Origin of the sequence: Pseudomonas sp. (assembly GCF_049301935.1) — a bacterium.
Lineage (GTDB): Bacteria > Pseudomonadota > Gammaproteobacteria > Pseudomonadales > Pseudomonadaceae > Aquipseudomonas.
In genome coordinates, this window is the sequence record NZ_JBAQLP010000036.1 from 15,274 (window position 1) to 40,218 (window position 24,945).

General features: G+C 61.8%; 24 protein-coding genes. 7 read left to right on the top strand and 17 right to left on the bottom strand.

Annotated elements, in window-relative coordinates:
• Positions 1-27 precede the first annotated feature (27 nt).
• From hda to WA145_RS04750, 3 genes are all read right to left on the bottom strand, one after another.
• Positions 28-732: a DnaA regulatory inactivator Hda gene (hda, locus tag WA145_RS04740; RefSeq protein ID WP_422580454.1), complete on the bottom strand. Its 705-nt coding sequence runs from the start codon at positions 730-732 to the stop codon at positions 28-30.
• A complete protein-coding gene (locus tag WA145_RS04745) occupies positions 729-1,820 on the bottom strand; it encodes an AI-2E family transporter (protein WP_422580455.1) in 1,092 nt (363 codons plus the stop codon). The genes hda and WA145_RS04745 overlap by 4 nt, the downstream gene beginning before the upstream one ends.
• 126 nt (positions 1,821-1,946) lie before the next feature.
• The gene (locus tag WA145_RS04750) at positions 1,947-2,996 is read right to left on the bottom strand and encodes a DUF2066 domain-containing protein (RefSeq protein ID WP_422580456.1); all 1,050 of its coding nucleotides are present in this window, start codon (positions 2,994-2,996) and stop codon (positions 1,947-1,949) included.
• A gap of 310 nt (positions 2,997-3,306) precedes the next feature.
• On the opposite strand from WA145_RS04750, the gene purM reads away from it, so the two are divergent.
• From purM to WA145_RS04765, 3 genes are read left to right on the top strand one after another with little or no spacing between them, the layout of a single operon-like run.
• Positions 3,307-4,365 (top strand): phosphoribosylformylglycinamidine cyclo-ligase, encoded by a 1,059-nt coding sequence (gene purM, locus WA145_RS04755; protein ID WP_422580457.1) that lies wholly within the window; start codon positions 3,307-3,309, stop codon positions 4,363-4,365.
• Positions 4,365-5,015: a phosphoribosylglycinamide formyltransferase gene (gene purN, locus WA145_RS04760; RefSeq protein WP_422580458.1), complete on the top strand. Its 651-nt coding sequence runs from the start codon at positions 4,365-4,367 to the stop codon at positions 5,013-5,015. Before purM ends, purN begins: the two co-directional genes overlap by 1 nt.
• Before the next feature lie 12 nt (positions 5,016-5,027).
• On the top strand, positions 5,028-5,744 hold the full coding sequence (locus tag WA145_RS04765; RefSeq protein WP_422580459.1) for a DUF3108 domain-containing protein: 717 nt from the start codon (positions 5,028-5,030) through the stop codon (positions 5,742-5,744).
• Positions 5,745-5,835: 91 nt separating this feature from the next.
• Here WA145_RS04765 and WA145_RS04770 read toward each other — a convergent pair whose 3' ends face one another.
• From WA145_RS04770 to cysM, 5 genes are all read right to left on the bottom strand, one after another.
• A complete protein-coding gene (locus tag WA145_RS04770; RefSeq protein ID WP_422580460.1) occupies positions 5,836-6,375 on the bottom strand; it encodes a DUF2058 domain-containing protein in 540 nt (179 codons plus the stop codon).
• A gap of 51 nt (positions 6,376-6,426) precedes the next feature.
• A complete protein-coding gene (gene mazG, locus WA145_RS04775) occupies positions 6,427-7,260 on the bottom strand; it encodes a nucleoside triphosphate pyrophosphohydrolase (RefSeq protein ID WP_422580461.1) in 834 nt (277 codons plus the stop codon).
• A gap of 150 nt (positions 7,261-7,410) precedes the next feature.
• On the bottom strand, positions 7,411-9,654 hold the full coding sequence (gene relA / locus WA145_RS04780; protein ID WP_422580462.1) for a GTP diphosphokinase: 2,244 nt from the start codon (positions 9,652-9,654) through the stop codon (positions 7,411-7,413).
• A gap of 172 nt (positions 9,655-9,826) precedes the next feature.
• Positions 9,827-11,179, bottom strand: coding sequence for a 23S rRNA (uracil(1939)-C(5))-methyltransferase RlmD (gene rlmD, locus WA145_RS04785; RefSeq protein ID WP_422580463.1), 1,353 nt, complete (start codon positions 11,177-11,179; stop codon positions 9,827-9,829).
• Positions 11,179-12,090 (bottom strand): cysteine synthase CysM, encoded by a 912-nt coding sequence (gene cysM, locus WA145_RS04790; RefSeq protein WP_422580464.1) that lies wholly within the window; start codon positions 12,088-12,090, stop codon positions 11,179-11,181. Before cysM ends, rlmD begins: the two co-directional genes overlap by 1 nt.
• Positions 12,091-12,239: 149 nt before the next feature.
• Here cysM and WA145_RS04795 point away from each other — a divergent pair, with 149 nt between their 5' ends.
• The 3 genes from WA145_RS04795 to WA145_RS04805 all read left to right on the top strand — a co-directional run bounded on the left by WA145_RS04795 (position 12,240) and on the right by WA145_RS04805 (position 15,904).
• Positions 12,240-14,990: a response regulator gene (locus tag WA145_RS04795; protein WP_422580465.1), complete on the top strand. Its 2,751-nt coding sequence runs from the start codon at positions 12,240-12,242 to the stop codon at positions 14,988-14,990.
• Between the two features lie 63 nt (positions 14,991-15,053).
• Positions 15,054-15,482: a hypothetical protein gene (locus tag WA145_RS04800; protein ID WP_422580466.1), complete on the top strand. Its 429-nt coding sequence runs from the start codon at positions 15,054-15,056 to the stop codon at positions 15,480-15,482.
• 20 nt (positions 15,483-15,502) lie between these two features.
• Positions 15,503-15,904 carry an META domain-containing protein gene (locus WA145_RS04805; RefSeq protein ID WP_422580467.1) on the top strand — a complete coding sequence of 134 codons (402 nt, stop codon included), beginning with the start codon at positions 15,503-15,505 and terminating at the stop codon, positions 15,902-15,904.
• A 255-nt stretch (positions 15,905-16,159) separates the two neighbouring features.
• Here the strand turns inward: WA145_RS04805 and htpG are convergent, their stop codons facing one another.
• From htpG to WA145_RS04825, 4 genes are all read right to left on the bottom strand, one after another.
• Complete coding sequence (gene htpG / locus WA145_RS04810; protein ID WP_422580468.1) at positions 16,160-18,064, bottom strand: molecular chaperone HtpG; 1,905 nt, start codon at positions 18,062-18,064, stop codon at positions 16,160-16,162.
• Between the two features lie 98 nt (positions 18,065-18,162).
• Positions 18,163-19,416, bottom strand: coding sequence for an MFS transporter (locus tag WA145_RS04815; RefSeq protein WP_422580469.1), 1,254 nt, complete (start codon positions 19,414-19,416; stop codon positions 18,163-18,165).
• A 49-nt stretch (positions 19,417-19,465) separates the two neighbouring features.
• Complete coding sequence (locus WA145_RS04820) at positions 19,466-19,912, bottom strand: PaaI family thioesterase (protein WP_090253305.1); 447 nt, start codon at positions 19,910-19,912, stop codon at positions 19,466-19,468.
• Positions 19,909-20,373, bottom strand: a complete 465-nt coding sequence (locus WA145_RS04825) for a PaaI family thioesterase (RefSeq protein WP_422580470.1) — start codon at positions 20,371-20,373, stop codon at positions 19,909-19,911. Before WA145_RS04825 ends, WA145_RS04820 begins: the two co-directional genes overlap by 4 nt.
• A gap of 190 nt (positions 20,374-20,563) precedes the next feature.
• On the opposite strand from WA145_RS04825, the gene WA145_RS04830 reads away from it, so the two are divergent.
• Positions 20,564-20,854 (top strand): hypothetical protein, encoded by a 291-nt coding sequence (locus WA145_RS04830; RefSeq protein WP_422580471.1) that lies wholly within the window; start codon positions 20,564-20,566, stop codon positions 20,852-20,854.
• Positions 20,855-21,085: 231 nt separating this feature from the next.
• On the opposite strand, the gene WA145_RS04835 is transcribed toward WA145_RS04830, so the two are convergent.
• From WA145_RS04835 to WA145_RS04855, 5 genes are all read right to left on the bottom strand, one after another.
• Positions 21,086-21,655: a DUF1285 domain-containing protein gene (locus tag WA145_RS04835; protein ID WP_422580472.1), complete on the bottom strand. Its 570-nt coding sequence runs from the start codon at positions 21,653-21,655 to the stop codon at positions 21,086-21,088.
• A gap of 3 nt (positions 21,656-21,658) precedes the next feature.
• On the bottom strand, positions 21,659-22,261 hold the full coding sequence (locus WA145_RS04840; protein ID WP_422580473.1) for a DUF4823 domain-containing protein: 603 nt from the start codon (positions 22,259-22,261) through the stop codon (positions 21,659-21,661).
• A gap of 75 nt (positions 22,262-22,336) precedes the next feature.
• Positions 22,337-23,227, bottom strand: a complete 891-nt coding sequence (locus tag WA145_RS04845; protein WP_422580474.1) for a radical SAM protein — start codon at positions 23,225-23,227, stop codon at positions 22,337-22,339.
• Between the two features lie 27 nt (positions 23,228-23,254).
• Entirely contained in the window at positions 23,255-24,223 is a 969-nt protein-coding gene (locus WA145_RS04850; protein WP_422580475.1) for a GTP 3',8-cyclase MoaA, read from the bottom strand.
• 79 nt (positions 24,224-24,302) lie between these two features.
• Positions 24,303-24,941, bottom strand: a complete 639-nt coding sequence (locus WA145_RS04855) for a TetR/AcrR family transcriptional regulator (protein WP_090247979.1) — start codon at positions 24,939-24,941, stop codon at positions 24,303-24,305.
• Between the last annotated feature and the right edge of the window lie 4 nt (positions 24,942-24,945).

The following is a 24,945-nucleotide window of genomic DNA, read 5'->3' on the forward strand; positions in this document are numbered from 1 at the left end:
CGAGCACAGCAGCTTTAAACCGGACTTTTACCAGCCGAGGGTTTCTTTAAGAAAGGGAATGGTCAGCTTGCGCTGGGCTTGCAATGACGCCTGGTCCAGGCGCTCAAGCAGCTCGAACAACGCACTCATGCTGCGCTCGCCACGGGTCAGGATAAAGCGCCCGACCTCATCGCTCAGGTGCAGCCCACGGCGCGACGCGCGCAGCTGCAAGGCACGCAGTTTGTCCTCATCGGACAGTGACTGCAGCTGGAACACCAGCGCCAATGTCAGGCGTGATTGCAGGTCAGGCAGTTGCACCGGCAACTCGCGCGGCGAGCTGCTGGCCGCCAGCAATAGGCGCCGGCCACTGTCGCGCAGACGATTGAACAGATGAAACAGCGCCTCTTCCCAGTCACTGCGCCCGGCTACTGCATCCAGATCATCCAGACACACCAGCTCGCACTGTTCCAGGTTATCCAGCAGCGCCGGGCCGTACTCGACCACCTCGGCCAGCGGCAGGTAAACCGCCGGCTCGCCGCGCTGCTCAAAACGCAGACAAGCCGCCTGCAACAAGTGGCTACGCCCCACGCCATCGCCGCCCCACAGATAAATCAGGCTTTCCGTCCAGCCAGCATCGGCTTCGCACAGACGCTCGACATAGCCCAGCGCCGCAGCGTTGGCTCCGGGGTAGTAATTGGCGAACGTAGCGTCATCGCGCAGACGCACACCTAAAGGCAGTTGTATGGGTGTCATGCTGGGTTGGGCGGCTCGTCGGAACCGCTGGCTGGCTCACCGTAAAGATCGGAAAGTTTATAGAAATCATGCAGATGACGCACTAACACCATGATCACCGCTGCCACCGGCAGAGCCAGGAGGATGCCGGTGAAGCCAAACAGTTGGCCGCCAGCCATGATCGCGAAGATCACTGCAACCGGGTGCAGGCCGATGCGGTCGCCCACCAGCATCGGGGTCAGCAGCATGCCTTCGAGCATTTGCCCGACGATAAATACCGCAGCGATACCCATCAGCGGGTAGAAGTCCAGGCCGAACTGGAACAGGCCCGCCGTCAGCGCCGCGCCGATACCCACCACCACCCCCAGGTACGGCACGATGCTGGCCAGGCCTGCCAGCACGCCGATCAGCAGCCCGAGTTCCAGGCCAATCAGCATCAGCCCGGCGGCATACATCACGCCCAGCGCCAGCATCACCAGCAACTGGCCGCGCAGGAAAGCCCCGAGCACTTCGTGACATTCGCCGAACAGCTGCACAACCAGCCCTTCACGGCCGCGCGGCAGCAGGCCGCGCAGTTTGCCGACCATCAGGTCCCAGTCGCGCATCAGGTAAAAGCTCACCACCGGAATCAGCACCAGATTGGCCAGCCAGGCCAGCAGCGCCAGGCCTGAGGAGGTGGCGGTGGACAGCAGCATGCCGACGATATCGGTGGTTTTATCCAGTTGCCCCGAAAACGCGCTTTTCAGCTGATCAAACCGCCAGAAGCCTTCATTTAAACCCAGCTTGAGCTGAATCCATGGCAGAGCCTGATGCTGTGCCCAGTCGAGCATCTGCGGGATCAACTCGTACAGGCGCACCAGCTGCTTGCCCAGCATCGGCACCAATACCAGCAGCAGGATGGCCATGATCAGAGTGATCAAGGCAAAAACCACCACCACGCCCCAGGTCCGCGACAGCTTCCAGCGCTCCAGACGGTCGACCAGTGGGTCGCCCATATAGGCCAGCAGTACGCCGATCAGAAACGGCGAGAGAATCGGCGCCAGCAGGTACAGCAGGCCGCCTAGCAGCAACGCCGCGACTATCCATATCCAACGATGCGAATCGATCATGTCCAGCGCTCCCTATGCCAACGTTTTATCCAGAAAATCTTCAACCCTGCGAGGGCCGCTATATAAGAAAACCGCAGCTCGGTAGCTGCGGTTTTCAAGTCAGGGCACGGGTGCAATCGCCGCAGTCTACCAGCGAAACCTCAGTACATTGTCACGCGGCGCGGCCTGCGCCGCAGGCTCAGCGCCGGGGACAGGCGGCGTAATGGCCTGGCTGGCAGCAACCACTGGGGCTTCTGTCGGCACTTCCTGCAAACGTGCCAGGCCCAGTTGCGCACGCAGCTGCTCGGCATTGGCATTGACGGCAAAGGTCAGCGTGTCACCCTGAACCTTGCGCAATTGCGCTGCAAAGGGCTCAAGAATGCGCTGCAACTCGGCGTAGCGCGCCAGGTCGACGCCCTGCACTTCCACAGTAAGACCCGTGGTGGCGCCGGCCGCCACGATAAAACGTGGTGCCAGACGCTGATTGACCACCAACAGAATGGCGTCGGCCAACGCGGCTTGATCAGCGCCCTGCACACTGCCCTGCTCACGTTCATCGCCTAGCCACAGGCGCCATTCGGCCTGCCACTGGCCGTTTGCTTCGCGCGCTATAACGGCCAACAAGGCATCGGCGGCGTAACGCTCGGAGGCTTCACGCAGGGCGGCAGGGTCATTGGCCGTAAGGTTTTCCGGCACGGCCACCAACTGTTCGGCCAGATCGGCCAACGGCAGACGCAACGGCAGACCACGGTGCTGCGCCGCCTGATTGAGCGGCGCGGCAGCAGCCTGGCCATCACCGAGCAGACGGCTGCCGTCACTGGCATCACTCAACCACCACAGCAAAATGCTCGGACGATTCGCGCCCCACAGCGCCAGGCCCGCCTGACGCAGGCTGCGCTCGGTACTCAGCGGGTCAAAGTCAACCAGCAGTTGATCACCTTCATAGCCGTATTGGCTGACGATCTGTTGCGGGTCCTTGCGCAGCGCCGCCAATGCCGGGCTCTGCGCCGCATCGGCCTTGCCGGTCAGGCGCAACACCAGGGTATCCAGCGCGCGAGTCAGGGCGGCAGCGCGCTCTTCCGGCTGCTGGCTGCTGACCGCTTCGCGGACTTGGTACAGATCACTCACCGGCGCGGCCAGAACAGGCAGGCCGGACAGTGACAAACAGGCAAGAAGCAGGCGAGCGGTCAAACGCATGGATAGATTCTCGACGGACGGAAAGTGGCCCGCAGGCCGGATTAACAACAGTTGCGACCAACCCATGCCTCACAAGGCAGGCGGCGCAGGCTCAAGACTGCGAGTTTAGGTGCTGTTAAGGCGCACTCCCAAGCCCTTTTCAGCCGCAGACTGCCAACAGCAGTCGGATTTCGAGCTTAAACAGCCGTCCCAACAGCCGCAACCTTAGCGGGTGGCCGCTGCCGGGTAAGCCTGATAAAATCGCGCGCCTTCGCAGACCGCCGCCACAAGCGCCGGTGCCAATCCGAATTTCCCCTAAAGGCCTGGATCTATGAGCAAGCAACCCTCCATCAGCTACAAGGACGCAGGTGTAGATATCGACGCGGGCGAAGCCCTGGTCGAACGCATCAAAGGCGTGGCCAAGCGCACCGCGCGTCCGGAAGTCATGGGTGGGCTGGGCGGCTTCGGCGCGCTGTGCGAGATCCCGGCTGGCTACAAACAACCGGTGCTGGTCTCCGGCACCGACGGTGTGGGCACCAAGCTGCGTCTGGCGCTGAACCTGAACAAGCACGACAGCATTGGCCAGGACCTGGTCGCCATGTGCGTCAACGACTTGGTGGTATGCGGCGCCGAGCCGCTGTTCTTCCTCGACTACTACGCCACCGGCAAGCTCAATGTCGACGTCGCCGCCACCGTGGTCACCGGCATCGGCGCCGGCTGCGAACTGGCGGGCTGCTCCCTGGTTGGCGGTGAAACCGCGGAAATGCCCGGCATGTATGAAGGCGAAGACTACGACCTGGCCGGCTTCTGCGTCGGCGTGGTGGAAAAAGCCGAGATCATCGACGGCTCGAAAGTCGCCACCGGTGACGCGCTGATCGCCCTGCCGTCCTCCGGCCCGCACTCCAACGGCTACTCGCTGATCCGCAAGATCATCGAAGTGTCTGGCACCGAAATCGAAACCACCCAGGTCGACGGCAAGCCGCTGACCGACCTGCTGATGGCGCCGACTCGTATCTACGTCAAGCCGCTGCTCAAGCTGATCAAGGACACTGGCGCCGTCAAGGCCATGGCCCATATCACCGGTGGTGGCCTGCTCGACAATATCCCGCGCGTGCTGCCAAAAGGCGCCCAGGCCGTGGTCGACGTGGCCAGCTGGACGCGCCCGGCGGTATTCGACTGGCTGCAGGAAAAAGGCAATGTGGATGAGCACGAGATGCACCGCGTGCTCAACTGCGGCGTTGGCATGGTGATCTGCGTGGCGCAGGATCAGGTCGAGATCACCCTGCAAACCCTGAGCGCCGCTGGCGAGCAGCCATGGGTGATCGGCCAGATCGGCGTAGCGGCTGAAGGTGCTGCCCAGGTCGTACTGAACAACCTGAAACAGCATTAATGCCGACACAGTGCAATGTGGTGGTGCTGATCTCCGGCTCCGGCAGCAACCTACAGGCGCTGATCGACAGCATCGCCCATGACGGCAATCCGGCACGTATCAGCGCGGTGATCTGCAACCGCGCCGATGCCTATGGCCTGCAGCGTGCGCAAGGTGCCGGCATCGCCACTCAGGTGCTCGACCACAAGCAGTTCGACGGCCGCGAAGCCTTCGATGCCGCGCTGGTCGAAGCCATCGATGCGTATCAACCGCAGCTGGTGGTACTGGCTGGCTTTATGCGCATCCTCACGCCCGCCTTTGTGCGTCATTACGCCGGTCGCCTGCTGAATATCCATCCTTCGCTATTGCCCAAATACAAAGGCCTGCACACCCACCAACGGGCGCTGGACGCCGGTGACAGCGAGCATGGCTGCAGTGTGCACTTCGTCAGCGAGGAACTCGATGGCGGCCCCCTGGTCGTACAGGCAGTGGTACCAGTACAGTCGGATGACTCACCCACCAGCCTGGCGCAACGCGTACACAAGCAGGAACATGTGATTTACCCGCTAGCCGTACGCTGGTTTGCCGAGGGCCGTTTGCAGCTGACGGCGCACGGGGCCATGTTGGACGAGCAACTGCTACCGAGCACCGGACACCTTATCCGAACGTAATCAGGAGACACCATGGGTCGCGCCTTACTGTTCGCACTAACGCTTCTGAGCCTGCCGGCATTGGCCGTCGAGCTGAAGCCCTTTTCCGCCAGCTACACCGCCGACTGGAAGCAACTGCCCGTCAGCGGCAGCGCCGAACGCAGCCTGCAAGCCCTGGACAACGGCCTGTGGCAGCTCAACTTCGAAGCTTCCATGCTGGTCGCCAGCCTGACCGAACAAAGCACCCTGCGCGTGGATAAAGAAGTATTTCTGCCGCAGACCTACCTGTACGAGCGCAACGGCCTGGGCAAAGGCAAGAAGATCGAGCAGGAGTTCGACTGGGACGCCAAGCAGGTGATCGGCAGCGACCGCGGCGAGCCGGTGCGTCTGCCGCTAAACCGTGGCCTGCTGGACAAATCGACCTACCAACTGGCCCTGCAATACGACGTGGCCGCTGGCACCAAGAGCATGAGCTACCAGGTGGTCGACGGCGATGAAGTGGAAACCTATGACTTCCGCGTACTCGGCGAGGAAGTAGTGCGTACCCAGGCTGGCCTGATCGATGCAATCAAGGTCGAACGTGTGCGCGATCCGACCCAGAGCAGCCGCAAGACCATCCTCTGGTTCGCCAAGAATTGGGAATTCCTGCTGGTGCGCCTGCACCAGGTCGAGAAGGACGGCAAGGAATACCAGATCATGCTGAAGGAAGGCACCGTCGACGGCAAGGCCGTTGCAGGCCGCCAGGACTGAGTTAAACCGATGAAAAAAGCCGAGCTAAGTGCTCGGCTTTTTATTGGACTGTGTCAGCAAAACCAGGCTGAGCGGCGCTCAACCCAGGCAATCACCACATCAGATCATCGGGCACCTGATAGGCCGCATATGGATCATCGGCATCTGGTGCTTCGGTCGGGGTGTTGAGCAGCACCACGCGCTGGGCGTCGCGCTCCTGAATCTTTAGCGCCGCCTCGCGCGGGATCACTTCGTAGCCGCCGCCATGCCGGACGATGGCCAGCGAGCCGCTGCTGAGTTTGTTGCGCATCAGGGCGTTGACCGACAGGCGTTTGACCTTCTTGTCGTCGACGAAGTTGTAGTAATCCTCGGTGGTCAGCTTGGGCAGGCGCGACACTTCGATCAGCTGCTTGATCTGGGCGGCACGGGCCTTCTGCTCGATCTTGTCCTGCTGCTGACGGTTCAGCTCCTGGTCGCGGGCGGCCTTCTCGGCCATGGCCTGCTGAGCGGCGAGCTTCTGCGACTCGTCCTTCTCGATATGGCCTTTTTGCTCCAAACGCTGCTTCTTCTGTTTTTCCTTGCTGACCTGCTTGGCCTGCTTTTCGTTGACCAGCCCGGCTTTGAGCAACTGATCGCGTAGTGAGAGAGCCATAACCTACCTTTATCGAACAATAAATGGTGGCAAAGGCCACCGATAATCTCGCTAGCAACTGGGCGCTTGCTGCTTTTCCAGCTTCTTGGCTTCGCCCCAGAGCGCGTCCATTTCATCCAGGGGGCAATCTTCCATGCTGCGCCCCGCTTCGCGCAATGCCTGCTCGATAAAACGAAAGCGCCGCTCGAACTTGGCATTGGCCGCACGCAGGGCGGTTTCGGGGTCGACCTTGAGGTGCCGTGCCAGGTTGCCGACCACAAACAGCAGGTCGCCGATCTCCTCGCTAATCGCCTCGGGGTCGTTCTCGCTCATGGCTTCGAGCACTTCATCCAGCTCTTCGCGCACCTTGTCCAGCACCGGCAAGGCGTCCGGCCAGTCGAAGCCGACCTGGGCGGCGCGCTTCTGCAGCTTGATCGCCCGGCTTAGCGACGGCAGCGCCGTGGGCACATCATCGAGCAGGGAGAGTTGTTCAGGGGCGGCGGCCTTTTCGGCACGCTCCTCGGCCTTGATCTCTTCCCAGCGTTGTTTGACCGCCGCCTCGTCCAGCTTGGCCATGTCCACGGCGCCATACAGATCGCCATCGGGGAACACATGGGGATGGCGGCGAATCAGCTTGGTGGTGATGCCATCAACCACCTGGGCAAACTCGAAGCGCCCTTCTTCGCGGGCCAGCTGACTGTAATACACCACCTGAAACAGCAGATCGCCCAGCTCACCGGGCAGATGCTCGAAGTCGCCGCGCTCGATGGCATCGGCCACCTCGTAAGCCTCCTCAAGAGTGTGCGGCACGATGGTCGCGTAGCTCTGCTTAAGGTCCCAGGGGCAGCCGTGCTGCGGGTCACGCAGGCGGGCCATCAGGTGCAGCAGGTCGTCGAGTTGATACATAACAAATCCAGGTATTACGCATCCGTAGGATGGGTTGGCGGCGCGGAGTACGGATTACGCGGCGGTGATAAACCCGCGCGCCGCATAACCCATCGAGCCAATGATGGAGGATGCCCCCGACAGCATGGGTATCGCTACGCTCAACCCATCCTACGACACGCGGTGGCGGCGCGCCTCGATGATATTCGGCAGCTGGCTGATACGCCCCAGCAGCCGACCCAATGCATCCAGCCCAGGAATCTCCACGGTGATCGACATGGACGCGGTGTTGTCGTCCTTGTTCGAGCGGGTATTCACCGCCAGCACATTGAGCTTCTCGTTGAGCAGCACCTGGGTCACGTCACGCAGCAGGCCGGAACGGTCGTAAGCCTTGATGATGATTTCCACCGGGTAGGTCTGTACCGGCACCGGGCCCCAGTTGACCTGAATAATCCGCTCCGGCTCGCGACTAGCCAGCTGCAGCACCGAGGCGCAGTCCTGACGGTGGATACTCACCCCGCGCCCCTGGGTGATGTAGCCGACAATCGGATCGCCCGGCAGCGGCTGGCAACAGCCGGCCATCTGCGTCAACAGGTTGCCGACACCCTGAATCTGGATATCGCCGCGCTTGCCTGGCTTGAAGCCCAGGGCCTTGCGCGGAATCAGCTCCAGCTGCTCATTGACCCGATCCGGCTCGACCAACTGCTGCGCCAGGTTGACCAGCTGCGCCAGGCGCAGGTCGCCGGCGCCGAGGGAGGCGAACAGGTCCTCGCTGGTCTTCATATTGGCCTTCTCGGCCAGTTTGTCGAAGTCCACATGGGGCAGCGCCAGGCGCTGCAGCTCGCGTTCCAGCTGGGTCTTGCCAGCGGCGACGTTCTGGTCGCGGTCCTGCAGCTTGAACCAGTGGACGATCTTCGCCCGTGCCCGGCTGGTGGTGACATAACCGAGGTTGGAGTTCAGCCAGTCGCGGCTCGGCGTGCCGTGTTTGCTGGTGATGATTTCCACCTGCTCGCCGGTCTGCAGGCTGTAGTTGAGCGGTACGATGCGCCCGTTGATCTTCGCGCCCCGACAGTTGTGGCCGATCTCGGTGTGCACGCGGTAGGCAAAATCCAGCGGCGTGGCACCCTTGGGCAGGTCGATGGCGTGGCCGTCCGGGGTGAATACATAGACCCGGTCCGGTTCGATATCCACCCGCAATTGCTCGGCCAGGCCGCCGATATCGCCGAGTTCTTCGTGCCATTCGAGCACCTGACGCAGCCAGGAAATCTTCTCTTCGTAATGGTTGGAGCTGGCCTTGACGTCGGTGCCCTTGTAGCGCCAGTGCGCACACACGCCCAACTCGGCCTCCTCATGCATGGCCTGGGTGCGGATCTGCACTTCCAGCACCTTGCCTTCCGGGCCGAGCACGGCGGTGTGCAGCGAGCGGTAGCCGTTCTCCTTGGGGTTGGCGATATAGTCGTCGAACTCCTTGGGGATGTGCCGCCACAGGGTGTGCACGATACCCAGGGCGGTGTAGCAATCGCGCACTTCCGGCACCAGCACGCGCACCGCGCGCACATCGTAGATCTGGCTGAACTGCAGCCCCTTACGCTGCATTTTGCGCCAGATCGAATAGATGTGTTTGGCCCGCCCACTGATATCGGCCTTGACCCCGGTGGCCTCCAGCTCAGTGCGCAGCTGGCCCATCACTTCATTGATGTAGTGCTCACGGTCCAGGCGGCGCTCGTGCAGCAGCTTGGCGATTTGCTTGTACTGCTCGGGCTCCAGGTAGCGAAAGGACAGGTCTTCCAGCTCCCACTTGATATGGCCGATGCCCAGGCGGTGGGCCAGCGGCGCGTAGATGTCGAAGACTTCGCGGGCCACGCGCTGACGCTTCTCGTCATCGGCATGTTTGACCGCGCGAATGGCGCAGGTGCGTTCGGCCAGCTTGATCAGCGCCACGCGCACGTCATCGACCATGGCAATCAGCATCTTGCGCAGGTTTTCCACCTGCGCCTGGGAGCCGAGTACCAGGGAGTCGCGCGGGTTCATCGAGGCACTGATGGCGGCCATGCGCAGCACGCCCTCCACCAGCTTGGCCACCACCGGACCGAAGCGCTGATGCACCAGCGCCAGCGGCACCTTGCCTTCACGCACGCAGCGGTAGATCACGGCGGCGACCAGGGAGTCCTGATCGAGCTTGAGGTCGGCAAGAATTTCGGCGATTTCCAGACCTGAGCGGAAGCTCGACGCGCCCTCAGTCCATAGATTTTTCGCGGCATTGGCCTGCTGCTCCGCCTCGCGGGCAAACTCGCAGGCCTCGCGCAGGGCTGCGCGATCCAGTGCCGGATCGACATTCAGTACATGCCTGAGCCAGGCTTCAAGGTTGATGCTGCCGTCGTCATTGATCGGCTGATGCGCTCTGACCTGAACCATCTTGCTTACCTTCCATAGGCTGCTCCGCGGGGCAGCCGAACTGTCGACGGCCTTTTCAGGCCAGTCGGTTTAACCACCTAAGGCGCAACTCCTTCGCGCCCCTGCTGCTCCTAGATAAGGGCGGGGGCGGATAAAACCAAGCACCCCGCCGTCTTATTCAGGCGCGTTCAATCTACTGCCGGACAAACAGCGCCATCGCTTCGACGTGCGCGGTTTGCGGAAACATATCGAGGATACCGGCTCTTTCCAGCCGATAACCCTGCGCCTGCAACTCGGCGCTGTCGCGGGCCAGGGTCGTCGGGTTGCACGATACATACAGCACCCGTTTGGCGCCCAACGCGGTCATTTGCTTAACCACCTGCAACGCGCCATCACGCGGCGGGTCGAGCAGCACGGCGGCGAAACCGCCCTGTACCCAGCTCGCATCGGCCAGCGGCTGGGATAGGTCGGCCTGGTAAAAGTGCGCATTGCCCAGACCATTGCTGGCGGCATTCTCGGCGGCGCGCTCGACCATGCTGGCCACCCCTTCCACCGCCACCAATTCAGCCACCCGCTGGGCCAGCGGCAAGGCGAAATTGCCCAGACCACAGAACAGATCCAGCACCCGCTCAGCGGCCTGCGGCGCCAGCCAGTCCAGCGCCTGCGCGATCATCGCGTCATTCACCGGCTGGTTGACCTGGACAAAATCGCCGGGCCGATACGCCAGCTCGAGCTCGAACGCATCCAGGCGGTAACTCAGCGGCTGCGCCGGCTCAAACGGCTGCGGCTCGGTGCTGCCGTGCAGCCACAGCTGTGCATTTTGCGCCGTGCAGAACGCCTGCAAACGGGCCAAATCCGCCTCGCTCAATGCGGCGGTATGCCGTATCAGCACAGCACTGCTGCAGCCGCTGAACAACTCGACATGACCAATGGCCTGGGGTTTATCCAGCTCACGCAACACCTGCGGTAACGCGCGCAGGATCGGCTGCAAGGGCTGTACCAGCACCGGGCAATCGCTGATGGCGATAATGTCCTGACTCGCCGCAGCGCGAAAGCCAACGTCCAGGCGCTTGGCCTTGTTGTCCCAGCGCACGGCAATCCGCGCGCGGCGGCGATAGCCCAGTTCCGGGCCGACCAGCGGTGCGGCCCATTGCTGCGGTTCAAGGCCTGCCAGGCGGCTGAGCTGCTCGGCGAGCATGCGCTGTTTCAGGGCAAGCTGATCGGCATGGGGCATATGCTGCAGGCTGCAGCCGCCACACACCTTGGCATGCACGCAGGCCTCGTCACGCCGTTCAGGGCTGGCCGTGAGAATCCGCTCGACCCGCGCCTCGACCACCTTGCCATGGGCACCCAGCACCCGCGCCTCGATCTGCTCGCCGGCCAGGGCGCCGCTGACAAACCAGGTACGCCCTTCGCTAAAGCCGATGCCGCGACCATCATTGGCCAGACGCTCGATGGCCAGCTTGTGCTTCTTGCCCACCGGCACCTGGGTTGCACGGGAACCACCGCTGGGCTGAAAGCGCAGACCGCCGTCTTTCTTGGCCATCAGTTGCTCTGGCCATCAGTGCTCGGGGCGTCGTAAACGCCACTGGACAGGTAACGGTCGCCACGGTCGCAGATGATCGCCACCAGCACCGCGTTCTCCACCTCCTGGGACAGGCGCAGCATCGCCGCCACCGAACCGCCGGAAGACACCCCGCAGAAGATGCCTTCTTCACGGGCCAGGCGGCGCATGACGTCTTCGGCTTCCTGCTGGCTCATATCGATAATGCGATCGACCCGCTCGGCCTGATAGATCTTCGGCAGGTACTCCTGCGGCCAGCGGCGGATACCCGGAATCGCCGAACCTTCCATCGGCTGCAGGCCGATGATCTGCACCTCGGGATTCTGCTCTTTCAGGAAACGCGACACGCCCATGATGGTGCCGGTGGTGCCCATCGAACTGATGAAGTGGGTGATCTGCCCGCCCGTCTGCTGCCAAATTTCCGGGCCGGTGCTGCTGTAGTGGGCAATCGGGTTGTCGCTATTGGCGAACTGGTCGAGCACCTTGCCCTTACCGTCGGCCTGCATCTGCAGAGCCAGGTCGCGCGCCTCTTCCATGCCGCCGACCAGAATCAGTTGCGCGCCATAAGCAGTCATCGCCGCCTTGCGCTCGGCGGTGGAGTTGTCCGGCATGATCAGCACCATGCGGTAACCCTTGATCGCCGCCGCCATCGCCAGGGCGATGCCGGTGTTGCCACTGGTGGCCTCGATCAACACGTCGCCGGGCTGGATGTCGCCGCGCTGCTCGGCGCGGGTGATCATCGACAACGCCGGGCGGTCCTTTACCGAACCCGCCGGGTTGTTGCCTTCCAGCTTCAGCAGCAAGGTGTTGCTGGTGTTACCCGGCAGGCGCTGCAAACGCACCAGCGGGGTGTTGCCGACGCAATCGGCGATGGTTGGGTAATGCGGGCTCATGGCGAACGAAATAATCCAAAAGCAAAGAAGGCCCTCATGATAACGGCAAACCTCGCTGGGCCATATAACCGACCCACTGTGGGCAACAGCATTTGCCATAAGAACGGGCGCAACCGCTAAACTGCTCGGATCAATACAGGAGGCCGCGCGTGTTAAAGGATTTAGGCATCAAAGGCCGTGTGCTCATACTCACGCTGCTGCCCACCAGCCTGTTGGCGCTGGTGTTGGGCGGTTATTTCACCTGGGTGCAACTGTCCAGCTTGCAGGGGCAACTGCTGCAGCGCGGACAGATGATCATCGAACAGCTTGCACCGCTGGCCGCTCCGGCCCTGCATGCCGGCGACAGCGAGGTGCTGCAGCGCATTGCCACCCAGGCACTTGAGCAGCCGGACGTGCGTGCCGTGAGTTTCCTCACCGCCGAACGCAGCACCCTGGCCCACGCCGGACCGAGCATGTTCAGCCCACCACCATCAATGGGCGGGCCGCAACCCGCGCAGAACAGCAATCAACAGGCCACGCGCTTTCTTTTACCGGTGTATCAGCAACACCTGAGCCTGACTGGCAAGGCCGCCCCTGAACCCGGTACGCGGCTGCTCGGCTGGGTCGAACTGGAGCTGTCACACCACAGCACCCTGCTCAGCGGCTACCGCAGCCTGCTGGCCAGCCTGCTGCTGATTGCCACCGGGCTGATGGTCACCGCCCTGCTCGCCGTGCGCATGAGTCGCACCATCAACGACCCGCTACGGCAGATCAAACACAGCGTTGCCCAGCTCAAAGACGGCCACCTGGAAACCCGCTTACCGCCGCTGGGCAGCCACGAGTTGGACGAGCTGGCCTCGGGCATCAACCGCATGGCCGAGTCGCTGCAGAACGCCCAGGAAGAACTGCAACACAGCGTCGACCAGGCCACCGAAGACGTGCGGCAAAACCTGGAAACCATCGAAATCCAGAACATCGAGCTGGACTTCGCCCGCCGCGAAGCACTCGAGGCCAGCCGGATCAAATCCGAATTCCTCGCCAATATGAGCCACGAGATCCGTACCCCACTCAACGGCATCCTCGGCTTCACCAACCTGCTGCAGAAAAGCGAGCTGACTCCGCGCCAGCAGGATTACCTGGGCACCATCGAGAAATCTGCTGACAGCCTGCTGGCGATCATCAACGAGATTCTCGATTTCTCGAAGATCGAAGCCGGCAAGCTGGTGCTGGAAAATATCCCGTTCAACCTGCGCGACCTGCTGCAGGACACCCTGACCATCCTCGCTCCCGCCGCCCACGCCAAACAGCTGGAGCTGCTCAGCCTGGTCTACCGCGACACGCCACTGTCACTGATCGGCGACCCGCTGCGGCTCAAGCAGGTGCTGACCAACCTGGTGAGTAACGCGATCAAGTTCACCCGCGCCGGCAGCATCGTTGTCCGCGCGATGCTCGAAGACGAAAGCGCCGACCGCGCGCAGCTGCGCATCAGCGTGCAGGACACCGGCATCGGCCTGTCCGATGAAGACCTGCGCGAACTGTTCCAGGCCTTTAGCCAGGCCGACAACTCGCTGAGTCGCCAGGCCGGCGGCACCGGTCTGGGCCTGGTAATTTCCAAGCGTCTGATCGAACAGATGGGCGGCGAGATTGGTGTCGACAGCACGCCCGCAGAAGGCTCGGAATTCTGGATCACCCTAAGCCTGCCCAAGGCCCGCGACGATGCCGAAGACCTGCCGCGCCCACCGCTGCTCGGTCGCCGCGCGGCTGCCCTGGAACACCACGACCTGGCCCGCCAGGCTTTACAGCATCAACTGGAAGACTGCGGCCTGCAGGTCAGTGGTTTTGACAACCTCGACAGCCTGCTCGCCGCCGTGGCCGAGGCGCGACATAGCGCCCAGCCGATTGAACTGGCGGTGCTCGGCGTCAGCACCCAGACCCTGCCGCCGGAGCGCCTCGATCAGTGCATCTGGGAACTCGAACGCCTGTCCTGCAAAACCCTGCTGCTGTGCCCCACCACCGAGCAGTCGCTGTACCACCGCCTGCTACCGGATGCGTACAGCCAGCTACAAGCCAAGCCGGCCTGCACGCGCAAGCTGCAGCGCGGCCTGGCCGAGCTGGTCAGCCCAAGGCAGAGCCGCACAGAAAACCCACAAAGTGCACCGAGCCGGCCACCGTTGATCCTCTGCGTCGATGACAACCCGGCCAACCTGCTGCTGGTACAAACCCTGCTGGAGGATATGGGCGCACAGGTGAGCATCGCCAGCAGCGGCTATGAAGCCGTGGAAAAAGCCGCCGAGCAGTCGTTCGACCTGATTTTTATGGACGTGCAGATGCCCGGCATGGACGGCCGCCAGGCCACCGAGACGATTCGCCAGCAGGAAAACGAACGCGGCCGGGGCCCGGTGCCGATTGTCGCGCTGACTGCCCACGCCCTGGCCAACGAAAAACGCGCCCTGCTGCAAAGCGGCATGGACGACTACCTGAGCAAACCGATCAGCGAGCGCCAGCTGGCCCAGGTGGTACTCAAGTGGACTGGCCTGGCCCTGCGTAACCAGAGCAGCGAGCACACCGGCATCAGCGCTGCACATAACAACCTCAGTGTGCTGGATGCCGATGAAGGCCTGCGCCTGGCCGCCGGCAAGGCAGACCTGGCCGCCGATATGCTGAGCATGCTGCTGGCCGGCCTGCCCGGTGACCGTCAGGCCATTCGCCAGGCGCGTGACAGTGGCGAGCGCAACAGCCTGATCGAACGTGTACACCGCCTGCACGGCGCTACCCGTTACTGCGGCGTACCGCAGCTGCGCGCCGCCTGCCAGCGCAGCGAGACCCTACTAAAACAGAACGACCCCGCCGCCCAGTACGCCCTGGATGAGCTGGACGCTGCCATCGAGCGACTGGCGCGGCACGCCCAGGTCAGCGTCTGAACCGCTTGGCGGGCGTAGCCTGAGAGCAGCGCGTGATAGCATTTGTGCACATTTGGAGGATTCATGGCTGAACACGACTTTCGCTACAACCTGCTCAACCCCGAGCACACCCTGATTGAATGCCGCGCCCTTGCGCCCGGCCGTTACCAGGTCACCGGCAATGGCGGCTCGATCCAGAGTGGCGACACCCTGCTGGTCACCCTCAAAGGCAGCCGCGAACTGTCCATGCGCCTGCAGGCCGACAAGGTTCGCCACCTGATCAACCCGCGCGGCCAGTGGGTGGCTGTGGCCACCGGCCCGGCGTTCAAGGAACTGGCGGTCTTCAATTGGCAGGTCAACTGCGACAGCTGCAACGCGCAGCTGGATTTTGAGTTCGCCGTCGACGCCGCCCTCGGCAAAAAAGCCCAGGCACCGGCCGCCGAGGCGCGGATCAAGGAACTGGGCTGGCAATCAAAGAACGCCAAGCACCTGTGCCCGAAATGCAGCACCTAAGCCGCGTCCAAGGAGGCGATATGAACCCTGTACTGACCTTGGGTCTGCTAGCCGCCGGCCTCACAGGCTGCGCCACATCCGCACCGCAGCTGGAAACCGGGCACACCTACCAGGTCGAATGGATCGGCGCACACCCGCTGATCGACAGCAGCCACCTGACCATTACCCTCGGTGATGATGGCCGCGCCTATGGCAACGCCGGCTGCAACCACTGGTTTGCCGGGTACACCCTAGAGGGTGACACACTCAGCTTCAGCGCCGCGGGCAGCACCCGCAAGATCTGTGCAGCGGCGCTGATGGAGCAGGAAGCGCGCTTTCTCGACAGCCTGAGCAAGGTGCAGCGCTGGGATTTCTCCGCCACCGAGCAGTTGCAGCTGTGGCCCGCCGAAGGCAAGCCACTGCGCCTATGGCCAGAACGTTGAGCGCACCAACCCGCTCTGTCGCCAACAACCAAGACTGGGGCTGATTCAGCCTGACTTCGCGCACCTTACTCACGCCCCCACGCCTGCCATGTGGCGCGGCACCTTGCACGGCTCTTTAAACACCGCCGCGCACGACGCCACACATAACAGCTCCAGAGCCAAGAAAAACGCCCTGCAAAAGCTGGCCTTTGCAGGGCGTCTAGAGTGAACGTCTGATTAGCCCGCTTTGGCGGGCTCAATTGTTTACCGCAGGTATCAGGCGGACAGCTCGACCAGCAGCTTGTTCAGCCGCTGTACGTAAGCAGCCGGGTCCTTCAGGTTGTCGCCCGCGGCCAGGGCAGCCTGATCGAAGAGGATATGGCTGAGGTCGGCGAAACGGTCTTCGTCGGCCTCACCATCGAGCTTCTCGATCAGCGGATGGCTTGGATTGAACTCGAAGATCGGCTTGGACTCCGGTACCTTCTGCCCGCTGGCTTCGAGGATCTGGCGCATCTGCAGCCCCAGGTCCTGCTCACCAATGGCCAGGATCGCCGGCGAGTCGGTCAGGCGATGGGAGACACGCACCTCGGCAACCTGCTCACCCAGTGCGGTTTTCAGGCGCTCGACCAGGCCTTCTTTAGCCTTGGCGACTTCCTCCTGGGCTTTCTTATCTTCTTCCGAATCCAGCTTGCCGAGGTCCAGATCGCCACGGGCCACGTCGACAAAATGCTTGCCGTCGAACTCGGTCAGGTAACTCATCAGCCACTCATCGATACGGTCGGTGAGCAGCAGCACTTCGATGCCTTTCTTGCGGAACACTTCCAGGTGCGGGCTGTTCTTCACCTGCGCGTAGGATTCGCCAGTCAGGTAGTAAACCTTGTCCTGACCTTCGGCCATACGCGCGATGTACTCGCCCAGGCCAACGCTTTGCTCGCCACCCTCGGTGCGGGTGGAGGCAAAGCGCAGCAGGCCGGCGATCTTCTCCTTGTTGGCGAAGTCTTCCGCCGGGCCTTCCTTGAGTACCTGGCCGAAGTTCTTCCAGAAGCTCTGGTATTGCTCGGGCTCGTTCTTCGCCAGTTTTTCCAGCATGTCGAGTACGCGCTTGGTCAGCGCCGACTTCATCGAATCGATGATCGGGTCTTTCTGCAGGATCTCGCGGGAGACGTTCAGCGACAGGTCGTTGGAGTCGACCACGCCCTTGATAAAGCGCAGATACAGCGGCAGGAAGGACTCGGCCTGGTCCATGACGAACACGCGCTGCACATAGAGTTTCAGGCCACGCGGTGCTTCACGCTGATACAGATCAAACGGTGCACGGGCCGGGGTGTAGAGCAAGGAGGTGTATTCCAGCTTGCCTTCGACCTTGTTGTGGCTCCAGCTCAGCGGGTTCTCGAAATCGTGACCGATGTGCTTGTAGAACTCCTGGTATTCCTCGTCCTTGATCTCGGTACGCGGACGGGTCCACAGGGCGCTGGCACGGTTGACGGTTTCCCACTCGGGCTCGGCCGGCTTGTCCTTCTCCTCGCCATGGAACTCTTTCGGCAGCTCGATCGGCAGAGCGATATGGTCGGAGTATTTCTTGATGATATTGCGCAGACGCCAGCCATCGGCGAACTCGTCTTCACCGCTCTTCAGGTGCAGGACGATACGGGTACCGCGCTCGGCCTTTTCAACGGTGGCGACTTCGAACTCGCCCTCGCCCTTGCTCGACCAGTGCACGCCTTCGCTGGCCGGGCTACCGGCGCGGCGGCTGTATACATCAACCTTGTCGGCGACGATAAAGGCCGAGTAGAAGCCCACGCCGAACTGACCGATCAGGTGCGAATCCTTCTTCTGGTCGCCAGACAGGTGCTTGAGGAAGTCGGCGGTGCCGGACTTGGCGATGGTGCCCAGGTGGGTGAGCGCCTCTTCACGGCTCATGCCGGTGCCGTTGTCTTCGAGGGTGACGGTCTTGGCGTCCTTGTCGAAGCTGACGCGAATTTTCAGCTCAGCGCCGCCTTCGAGCAATTCGGGCTTGGCCAGCGCTTCGAAACGCAGCTTATCGGTGGCATCCGATGCGTTGGAAATCAGCTCGCGCAGGAAGATTTCCTTGTTCGAATACAGCGAATGGATCATCAGGTGCAGCAGCTGCTTCACCTCGGTCTGGAAGCCCAGGGTTTCTTTTTGAGTTTCCACACTCATGCTCTCTTACTCCACGTTGTTGACGAAGCCGCAGCGCGGCGGATGTCCTACAGGTGGGGGCATGTTGTGGGATTTCAAGTGCTTGGCTGCAGCTTGCCTCAGGGCTCAAGCAACTCGATACGGACAATCTCTTCCGGCAGCAGGCTGTAGCTGACTTCGCCCTGCCCGCTCATGCGCTGACGCAGGATGATCCGGCCGTCCTGATCGACCCCCTGGAAACGCCCTTCGGCACTGTTACCGCGCTCGGTGGTCGCGCGCATGCTGAGGTTTGCATAGCGGTTGGGGCTGCGCAGCAAGCCGTCGAGACTGAAGCGCACACGCCGATCCAGAGGCCGGCTGACTCGCTCGGGAGCGACCGCCGCCACTGCCGCCGGCTTGGCCTCGGCAACAGGCGGTGCAACTGCGCTAGGCAATGGCGGAAAACTATCGGCCGCTACCTGCCAGCCACGCTTGTCCTGCTTCTGCAGCAGGATCGGCAACTGCTGCAACTCACCATTGATCCGCGCCTGGACGTTCAGATCAATGCTCTGCAAGGGGAAGTTCAGGTTGCCGATGGGCTGCAGCTCCACCCGGCGCGTGGCAAAGCGGCGTTCTAAGTAGTCCTGAATGACATGGCTGACGGTATCGACCGAGTCGAACTGACGATCGACTTTACCGCCCTTGTAGCGCAGACCGTTGCGAAACAGCTCAAGCTTGCCGCTCAGGGTGGTCTTGAATTGCGCAGGCAGCACCAGATGGAAATCCCCGGCCAGCTTGTTCGGCGCCAGCGGCTGCAAATCCAGGTGCAGGGTGTAACCACGGCTCAAACGCCGCGCTTCGGGCAATTCCTGCTCCGGCAATAACCAGCTGATTTCCACTTCCGGCAGTGTGCCTTCATCGGCAGGCAGCACATCGATCCGCACCGGGCCCTTGTCGACTTTCGGCAGACGAATCACCAACTCGCTCTGGGCAAAAAAATCCTGCCCCTCACGCAAGCTCAGCACGCCATCGAGCAACTCAGCCTGCTGCGGCGCGAATGGTCGGCCATTGAGCTCACCGCGCAGATCAATGGCCAGCTCGGCGGGTACCTGCACCTCGGGCTTGAGCCACTTGAGGCTGAGGATGGCCTCCAGGCGCTGCGCATCATGGCTGGCCAGCAAGGTCAGGCCGACCACCAGCGGAATAATCCCTAAACCGGCCAACGCCAGGGCTGGCCGCGCCGAACGCCAATGGCGCAACACATACAGCAGGGTGAACGGCGGCAGAAAACTGGCCCAGCCCCACAGCAGGCCGGTCGCAAAGGAGCGCATCACCAGCCAGACCAACCCGGCGAGGATCAGCAGCAAGCCACCCAGAATCAGCAGCGCATCCATTCAGAATTCCTTCGCGATAATAAAAGCAGTGGTGATCGATAGCCCGCGCTCAGGGCTCATCGACCTTAAAATGCGCCCGCGCCGTAGCAATTGGCTCGGTCTGGTTGGTTTGCCAGGCGGTGATGGCCACGTTGGCGACTCGACGGCCCTGGCGCCACACCTGGCATTGCACGAAGGTGTCACGATAATGGCCGGCGCGCAGGTAATCTATCGAGAAGTCGATGATTTTCGGCAAATGTGGAATACCCATAAACATCAGCAAATGCAGCATCGCCGAATGTTCCATAAAGCCGGCAATCACCCCGCCGTGTAGCGCGGGCAAGGTTGGATTACCGATATTGTCCTGGTTGGCCGGCAGGCGAAACACCATGTCATCGCCCAGACGCAGGCACTCGATACCGAGCAGCTTGGCGTAGGGAATCAGGCTGATCAGTGAGTCGTAGTTATTCTGCTCGTGGGCTTCACGCACCAACTGGTTGAGATTCAGCGTACTCATTGGCCAGCTCCCTTGGCAGTACGTTGCAGATCGGCGGGTTTACCCATGCGCATAAAGGCACCGACCACATGGGCAATCGGCTCATCGGGGTTGTCCTGATAGGCGTAACCGCGGGTAAAGATGATGTTCTCGGTCACCCGGTAGCACTCGGCGAAACCAAATACATCCTTGTTCGGTTCGGCCGGGCGCATGTAATCGATGCGCAGGTCGAGGGTTGGGCAGATTTCGAACTCAGGCAGCACACACACGGTGGAAATGCCGCAGGTGGTGTCCATCAGCGTGGTGATGGCCCCCCCGTGAATCACCCCGGTTTCCGGGTTGCCGACAATCTGCGGGCTGTAGGGCAAACGCAGGATCAAGCCCTGCGCATCGGCGCTGTGCACACTGATGCCGAGCACCTGGCAATGGCGTAATACCGATAGAAAACGCTGCGCCCGCTCAACAATAGGGGAATCGCTCATGACTTCAGACTCAGGACAGCTGTACAAAGGGTGAGCATGATACCCGCTGGCAGAAAGCACGGCATCACAGAGGCCGCCTGATGATGAGAACTACGGGGCAAGGACTCGGGAACTTCGCTGAAGCCGAGTTGTTTAATGGCTATGCCCGGGCGACCAGGCATTGATTACTACATTACAAGGAGTATTAACTGTGCAAAAGCCATTCACCTATGCCCTGCTTCTCGCCGCCGCGCTCGGCCTGGCAGCTTGCGAGAAAACCCCGGAAGACAAACTAGAGTCAGCCAAGGAGTCCGCTGCTGAAGCCATCGAATCCATGGGTGATGCCGCTAAAGAGACCGGCGAAGCCATCGAGCAGAAAGCCAATGAAGTGATGGGCACCGAGCCAACCGCTGGCGAGAAAATCGAAGAAGCTGCCGATGACGCAGCTGACGCCATCAGCGAAGCTGGCGATGAAGCCAAAGACGCTGTTGACGGCCAGTAAGCCTTCCAGCTGAAACAACCAGGCCCGTTTAATCCGAGGGTATGAAAAGCCTCTGAACTCAGGCACTGCATAACGAACGCCCCGATTAATTCGGGGCGTTTACGTTGTAGCTGGCTACAAACAGCGCGCCTTGCGCTCATATTTACCCCCTCTGCGCCACGCACCCGGCCCATAACAGGTGCTCACAACACCTAATGGCTGCCTAGCTTTTGGGGGCTGAAGACCGCAACGCTACGCCGGCTCTGGACCAATCGGGAAAAACTCCCCGCTGCTCCACACCCCCAGCCAGCTCTTGCCATCGATCTCGCGCGGCACCGCCAGGTCGACCAGCTGATAAAACACATTACGGTGAATCAGCGCCTCAAGATTGCTGCGCACATGCACATAGGGTGCGGGCTCCCCAGTCAGGGCGTCCAACTCGATCCGCAGTGGGTGCTCGGCACCAGCCACCACCTGATCCTCGACATTGGTGACAAAACGCAGCACCTGCGCCTCGCCCTCACCGTCCACGTGCAGGCAGACCGCCACGAACGGCGCATCATCCACCTGAATGCCGACCATCTCCACCGGTGTCACCAGCACATACTTGTCGCCGTCACGGCGGATGATGGTGGAGAACAGTTTGACCATCGGTTTGCGGCCAATCGGCGTACCCAGGTAGTACCAGGTGCCGTCGCGGGCGATACGCATGTCGATATCACCGCAGAACGTCGGGTTCCACAGGTGCACCGGGGGCAAGCCCTTGCCCTCGCCTTTGGGTATTTGCGCCAGCAGGTCGCCGGCCTTGCCTGTATCCGTCATCACTTAATGCCCCAAGCCCAACAAACGCCGCGCGTAATCCTGCAGCGCCGGACCGATCAGATCCTCAGGCTTGGCATCATAAAGCGTCAGGAAGCCTCCGCGACTACGAATGCGCGTGGTATCGACCAAATAGCGGGTGTTGGTTTCGATCAGCATCAACTGAATCACCCCGCGATCGGTACCGAGACGGTCCAGCGCTTCCTGATCTTCCCACTCCTCCACCGTGCCGATGCGGTCATCGGCATAGGCAAAGCGGCTGTACAGCAGGTAATGCGCTCCGGCTTCCCGAGCAGCAGTGAGAGACTCCTCCAGCCCAAGCGGCGCCTTGGCACGACGCACCATGGGAAAATATTCGATAAAGCCTTTGTAGGCCTCTTCGGCCACCACGTTGGGCCGCGGATAGGCTGAGCCCGGCGGCACAAAATGGCCCTGGGCAATATAGATAAACGAATCAGCCTGTAAGCGCCAAGGGCTGGCGCGGCGCATCTGGCTATGGTCGAGCACGCCGACATCGCGCAATTGATAAATCGCTTGATCCGCCAGATCACTGGCCTTCATGCAACCACTCAGCAGCAGCACAGCCACTGTCAGCAACAGACTACGCATCACGTTTCTCCCGCAGCCGGTGACAAAAAACCGGCGGATAGCGCCTAGATGCAGATTCCACGCCAGCGCGCCGCATCACAAGCCGCGCTGCCACTCCTGACGCAACCGCGCCTGTTGCGGCTGCTCGATGGCCTGCCGCACCTGGGCCAGCAGACGTGGCTTGTCGGCCCCCAGAATGCCCTTGAGCACCAGGTAGTTGGAGGCATGGTCGCTGCGGAACACCGTGTCGCGCAGCTCAAGGGCGCTCAGCAAACGCTCGACCTCGACAAACAGCTGCTGTTGGTTGAGTGGTTGGAAATCGACAAAGCCTTCGCGAAAGCGCGCTTCACCCTGGGGAAAACTCACCACCAGGGTCGAGAGAAACTCCGGCTGCGCCTCATTCATCAGCCGCGCCGAATTGTCCGCGTGCTGCTCACTCAAGGTTGTGCCACCCAGGCCATTGAGGATCATCACCGAGCGGCTGATGCCGGCCTGGCCGAGCTTGTCCAACGCGCTCAAGCTGGACTCATAAGTTTCGCCCTTGTTGACCCGCGCCAGCACCTCGTCATCACCCGACTCGCAGCCGACATAGGCCATGCGCAACCCCGCATCGGCCAGCTCCTTGAGCTCCTCCACCGACTTCTTGCGCAGGTTGCGCGGCAGGCAGTAGCTCGACACCCGCTTAACTTCCGGCATATGCGTACGTATCGCCTGCAGAATGCTCAGCAGCCGCCGCGTCGGCAGCACCAGGGCATCGCCATCGGCAAGAAACACCCGCTGCACAATCATCCGCTCGCCGCTCAGGCGAATCTCTTCGAGCACCTGCGCCTCATCGCGGGCGCGGAATTTCTTCTGCTCCTGAGTGTACATTTCGCAGAAGCCACAATGGTTCCAGGAGCAGCCATTGGTCACCGGCAGAATCAGCGAATGGGCTTCGCTGGGCGGACGGAATACGGGCTCGATATAACTGATGGGGAAATCGTGCATGCTCTTCACTCAAGGCAGACGGCAGCCTTAGCCGCCAATAATCTTCATCACCGTCGCGCCGCCGGAGAATGCCACATCCTGCTTGTCGCCCAGCGCCTTGATCAGCAGCCCCTGCAGCGCAGGTAACGCCTGGTGGCGCGGTTTGTCGAGCAGGTCGCCGATGTAGTGGCGGTTGCTCGATGACAGGCAGCCATGCAGCCAGCCGGTCGAGGACAGGCGCAGGCGCGAGCAGGTGCGGCAGAACGGCACGCTTTCATTGGCGATCACGCCGAAGTGGCCCACGTCAGGAATGGCGAAACGCAGTGCGGTGGCATCCAGCGCAGCGTGAGCCTGGACATAGTCGTAGCGGCTGCCGATCAGCTCCAGCAGCTCGGGCATGCCGATAAACTGACGCTGGAAGCCGTTGCCATCGCGGGCCAGATGGCCCATGCGCATCAGCTCGATAAAGCGCAGCTCGAAGCCATTGGCCAGGCAGTAGTCGAGCAGTGGCAGCACCTGATCGAGGTTTTGCCCGCGCAGCGGCACCATATTGACCTTGATCTGCAGGCCCGCCGCCCGCGCCTGCTGCAGGCCATCGAGCACGGCGGCCAGGTCGCCGCCACGGGCAATAGTGCGGAATGCCGCAGCGTCGAGGGTATCCAGGGAAATATTCAAGCGGCGGATGCCGCATTCCAGCAGCAGTGGCAGTTTGCGCGCCAGCAACTGGCCATTGCTGGTCAGGCTGATATCGGCCAAGCCGAGCTGGCTGACGCCGCGCAAAAAAGCGTCGAGCTTGGGGCTGACCAGCGGCTCGCCACCGGTGATGCGCAGCCGTTCGATGCCGGCGGCTTCGATCAGGTAGGCCACGCCACGCAGCATGGCATCGGCGGATAACTCATCCTGCGCGGCCACCAGGCGTTTGCCGTCCGGCACACAGTAGGTGCAGGCATAGTTGCAGGCGGAAGTCAGGCTGATACGCAGGTTACGAAAGCGTCTGCCCTGGCGGTCAACGATCATGCACGGCTCCAGCAAAGGTAAGCGCCGAGTATAGGGGCGCCGCCAGCCCAGCAGAGTGCTTATCCACGCGCTGAATACCTCAGCTAGCCGGGGTGTCGCCCTCACGCTTGCGCTTGTTACCCATGCGCACGCCGATGTCCATAAGGAACTGGAAGAAGCCTTCCTGATCTTCCAGCACATTGCTCCAGAACGGCGAGTGATACAGCGCCACGGCGCCGTGCACCAGGGCCCAGGCGGCGCAGTAATGGAAATACGGCGGCACGTCTTCCAGCTTGCCCTCGGCGATACGGCCCTTGATCAGCTGGGTCAGGCGCTCGAAGTTGGAGGCGCGAATCTTGTGCAGCTGCTCGACCATCTCCGGCACTTGATTGCCCTTGACCACCTTCTCTTCCAGGCGATCAAACAGGCGGTAGCGCTGCGGGTCGCGCATGCGAAACTCGAAGTAGGCGCGCGACAGCGCTTCCTTGTCACGGTCGACGTCGGCCGAGTGCAGCAACTCGTTGAGATCGCGCTCATAATCAAGCATCAGGCGCAGGTAAATCTCCGCCTTGGATTTAAAGTGTTTGTAGATGGTGCCTTTGCCAATACCAACCGTGTCGGCAATCATTTCCACAGTCACGCTGTCTTCACCCTGGTCGAGGAAGAGCTTCAGTGCTGTGTCGAGAATTTCCTGTTCGCGGCGGCGAAACTCACGGACCTTGCGGGGTTCTTTATGCATAAAA

Excerpts from the sequence above, each read along its gene's own strand:
- WA145_RS04825 (WP_422580470.1), bottom strand. The coding sequence starts at position 20,373 with ATGAGCGATTCCCCTATTGTTGAGCGGGCGCAGCGTTTTCTATCGGTA.
- WA145_RS04855 (WP_090247979.1), bottom strand. The coding sequence starts at position 24,941 with ATGCATAAAGAACCCCGCAAGGTCCGTGAGTTTCGCCGCCGCGAACAG.
- relA (WP_422580462.1), bottom strand. The coding sequence starts at position 9,654 with ATGGTTCAGGTCAGAGCGCATCAGCCGATCAATGACGACGGCAGCATC.
- WA145_RS04845 (WP_422580474.1), bottom strand. The coding sequence starts at position 23,227 with ATGCACGATTTCCCCATCAGTTATATCGAGCCCGTATTCCGTCCGCCC.
- htpG (WP_422580468.1), bottom strand. The coding sequence starts at position 18,064 with ATGAGTGTGGAAACTCAAAAAGAAACCCTGGGCTTCCAGACCGAGGTG.
- WA145_RS04850 (WP_422580475.1), bottom strand. The coding sequence starts at position 24,223 with ATGATCGTTGACCGCCAGGGCAGACGCTTTCGTAACCTGCGTATCAGC.
- rlmD (WP_422580463.1), bottom strand. The coding sequence starts at position 11,179 with ATGGCCAAGAAAGACGGCGGTCTGCGCTTTCAGCCCAGCGGTGGTTCC.
- WA145_RS04765 (WP_422580459.1), top strand. The coding sequence starts at position 5,028 with ATGGGTCGCGCCTTACTGTTCGCACTAACGCTTCTGAGCCTGCCGGCA.
- WA145_RS04745 (WP_422580455.1), bottom strand. The coding sequence starts at position 1,820 with ATGATCGATTCGCATCGTTGGATATGGATAGTCGCGGCGTTGCTGCTA.
- WA145_RS04815 (WP_422580469.1), bottom strand. The coding sequence starts at position 19,416 with ATGGATGCGCTGCTGATTCTGGGTGGCTTGCTGCTGATCCTCGCCGGG.
- WA145_RS04770 (WP_422580460.1), bottom strand. The coding sequence starts at position 6,375 with ATGGCTCTCTCACTACGCGATCAGTTGCTCAAAGCCGGGCTGGTCAAC.
- WA145_RS04800 (WP_422580466.1), top strand. The coding sequence starts at position 15,054 with ATGGCTGAACACGACTTTCGCTACAACCTGCTCAACCCCGAGCACACC.
- WA145_RS04840 (WP_422580473.1), bottom strand. The coding sequence starts at position 22,261 with ATGCGTAGTCTGTTGCTGACAGTGGCTGTGCTGCTGCTGAGTGGTTGC.
- cysM (WP_422580464.1), bottom strand. The coding sequence starts at position 12,090 with ATGAGCCCGCATTACCCAACCATCGCCGATTGCGTCGGCAACACCCCG.
- mazG (WP_422580461.1), bottom strand. The coding sequence starts at position 7,260 with ATGTATCAACTCGACGACCTGCTGCACCTGATGGCCCGCCTGCGTGAC.
- WA145_RS04805 (WP_422580467.1), top strand. The coding sequence starts at position 15,503 with ATGAACCCTGTACTGACCTTGGGTCTGCTAGCCGCCGGCCTCACAGGC.
- purN (WP_422580458.1), top strand. The coding sequence starts at position 4,365 with ATGCCGACACAGTGCAATGTGGTGGTGCTGATCTCCGGCTCCGGCAGC.
- hda (WP_422580454.1), bottom strand. The coding sequence starts at position 732 with ATGACACCCATACAACTGCCTTTAGGTGTGCGTCTGCGCGATGACGCT.
- purM (WP_422580457.1), top strand. The coding sequence starts at position 3,307 with ATGAGCAAGCAACCCTCCATCAGCTACAAGGACGCAGGTGTAGATATC.
- WA145_RS04750 (WP_422580456.1), bottom strand. The coding sequence starts at position 2,996 with ATGCGTTTGACCGCTCGCCTGCTTCTTGCCTGTTTGTCACTGTCCGGC.
- WA145_RS04820 (WP_090253305.1), bottom strand. The coding sequence starts at position 19,912 with ATGAGTACGCTGAATCTCAACCAGTTGGTGCGTGAAGCCCACGAGCAG.
- WA145_RS04835 (WP_422580472.1), bottom strand. The coding sequence starts at position 21,655 with ATGACGGATACAGGCAAGGCCGGCGACCTGCTGGCGCAAATACCCAAA.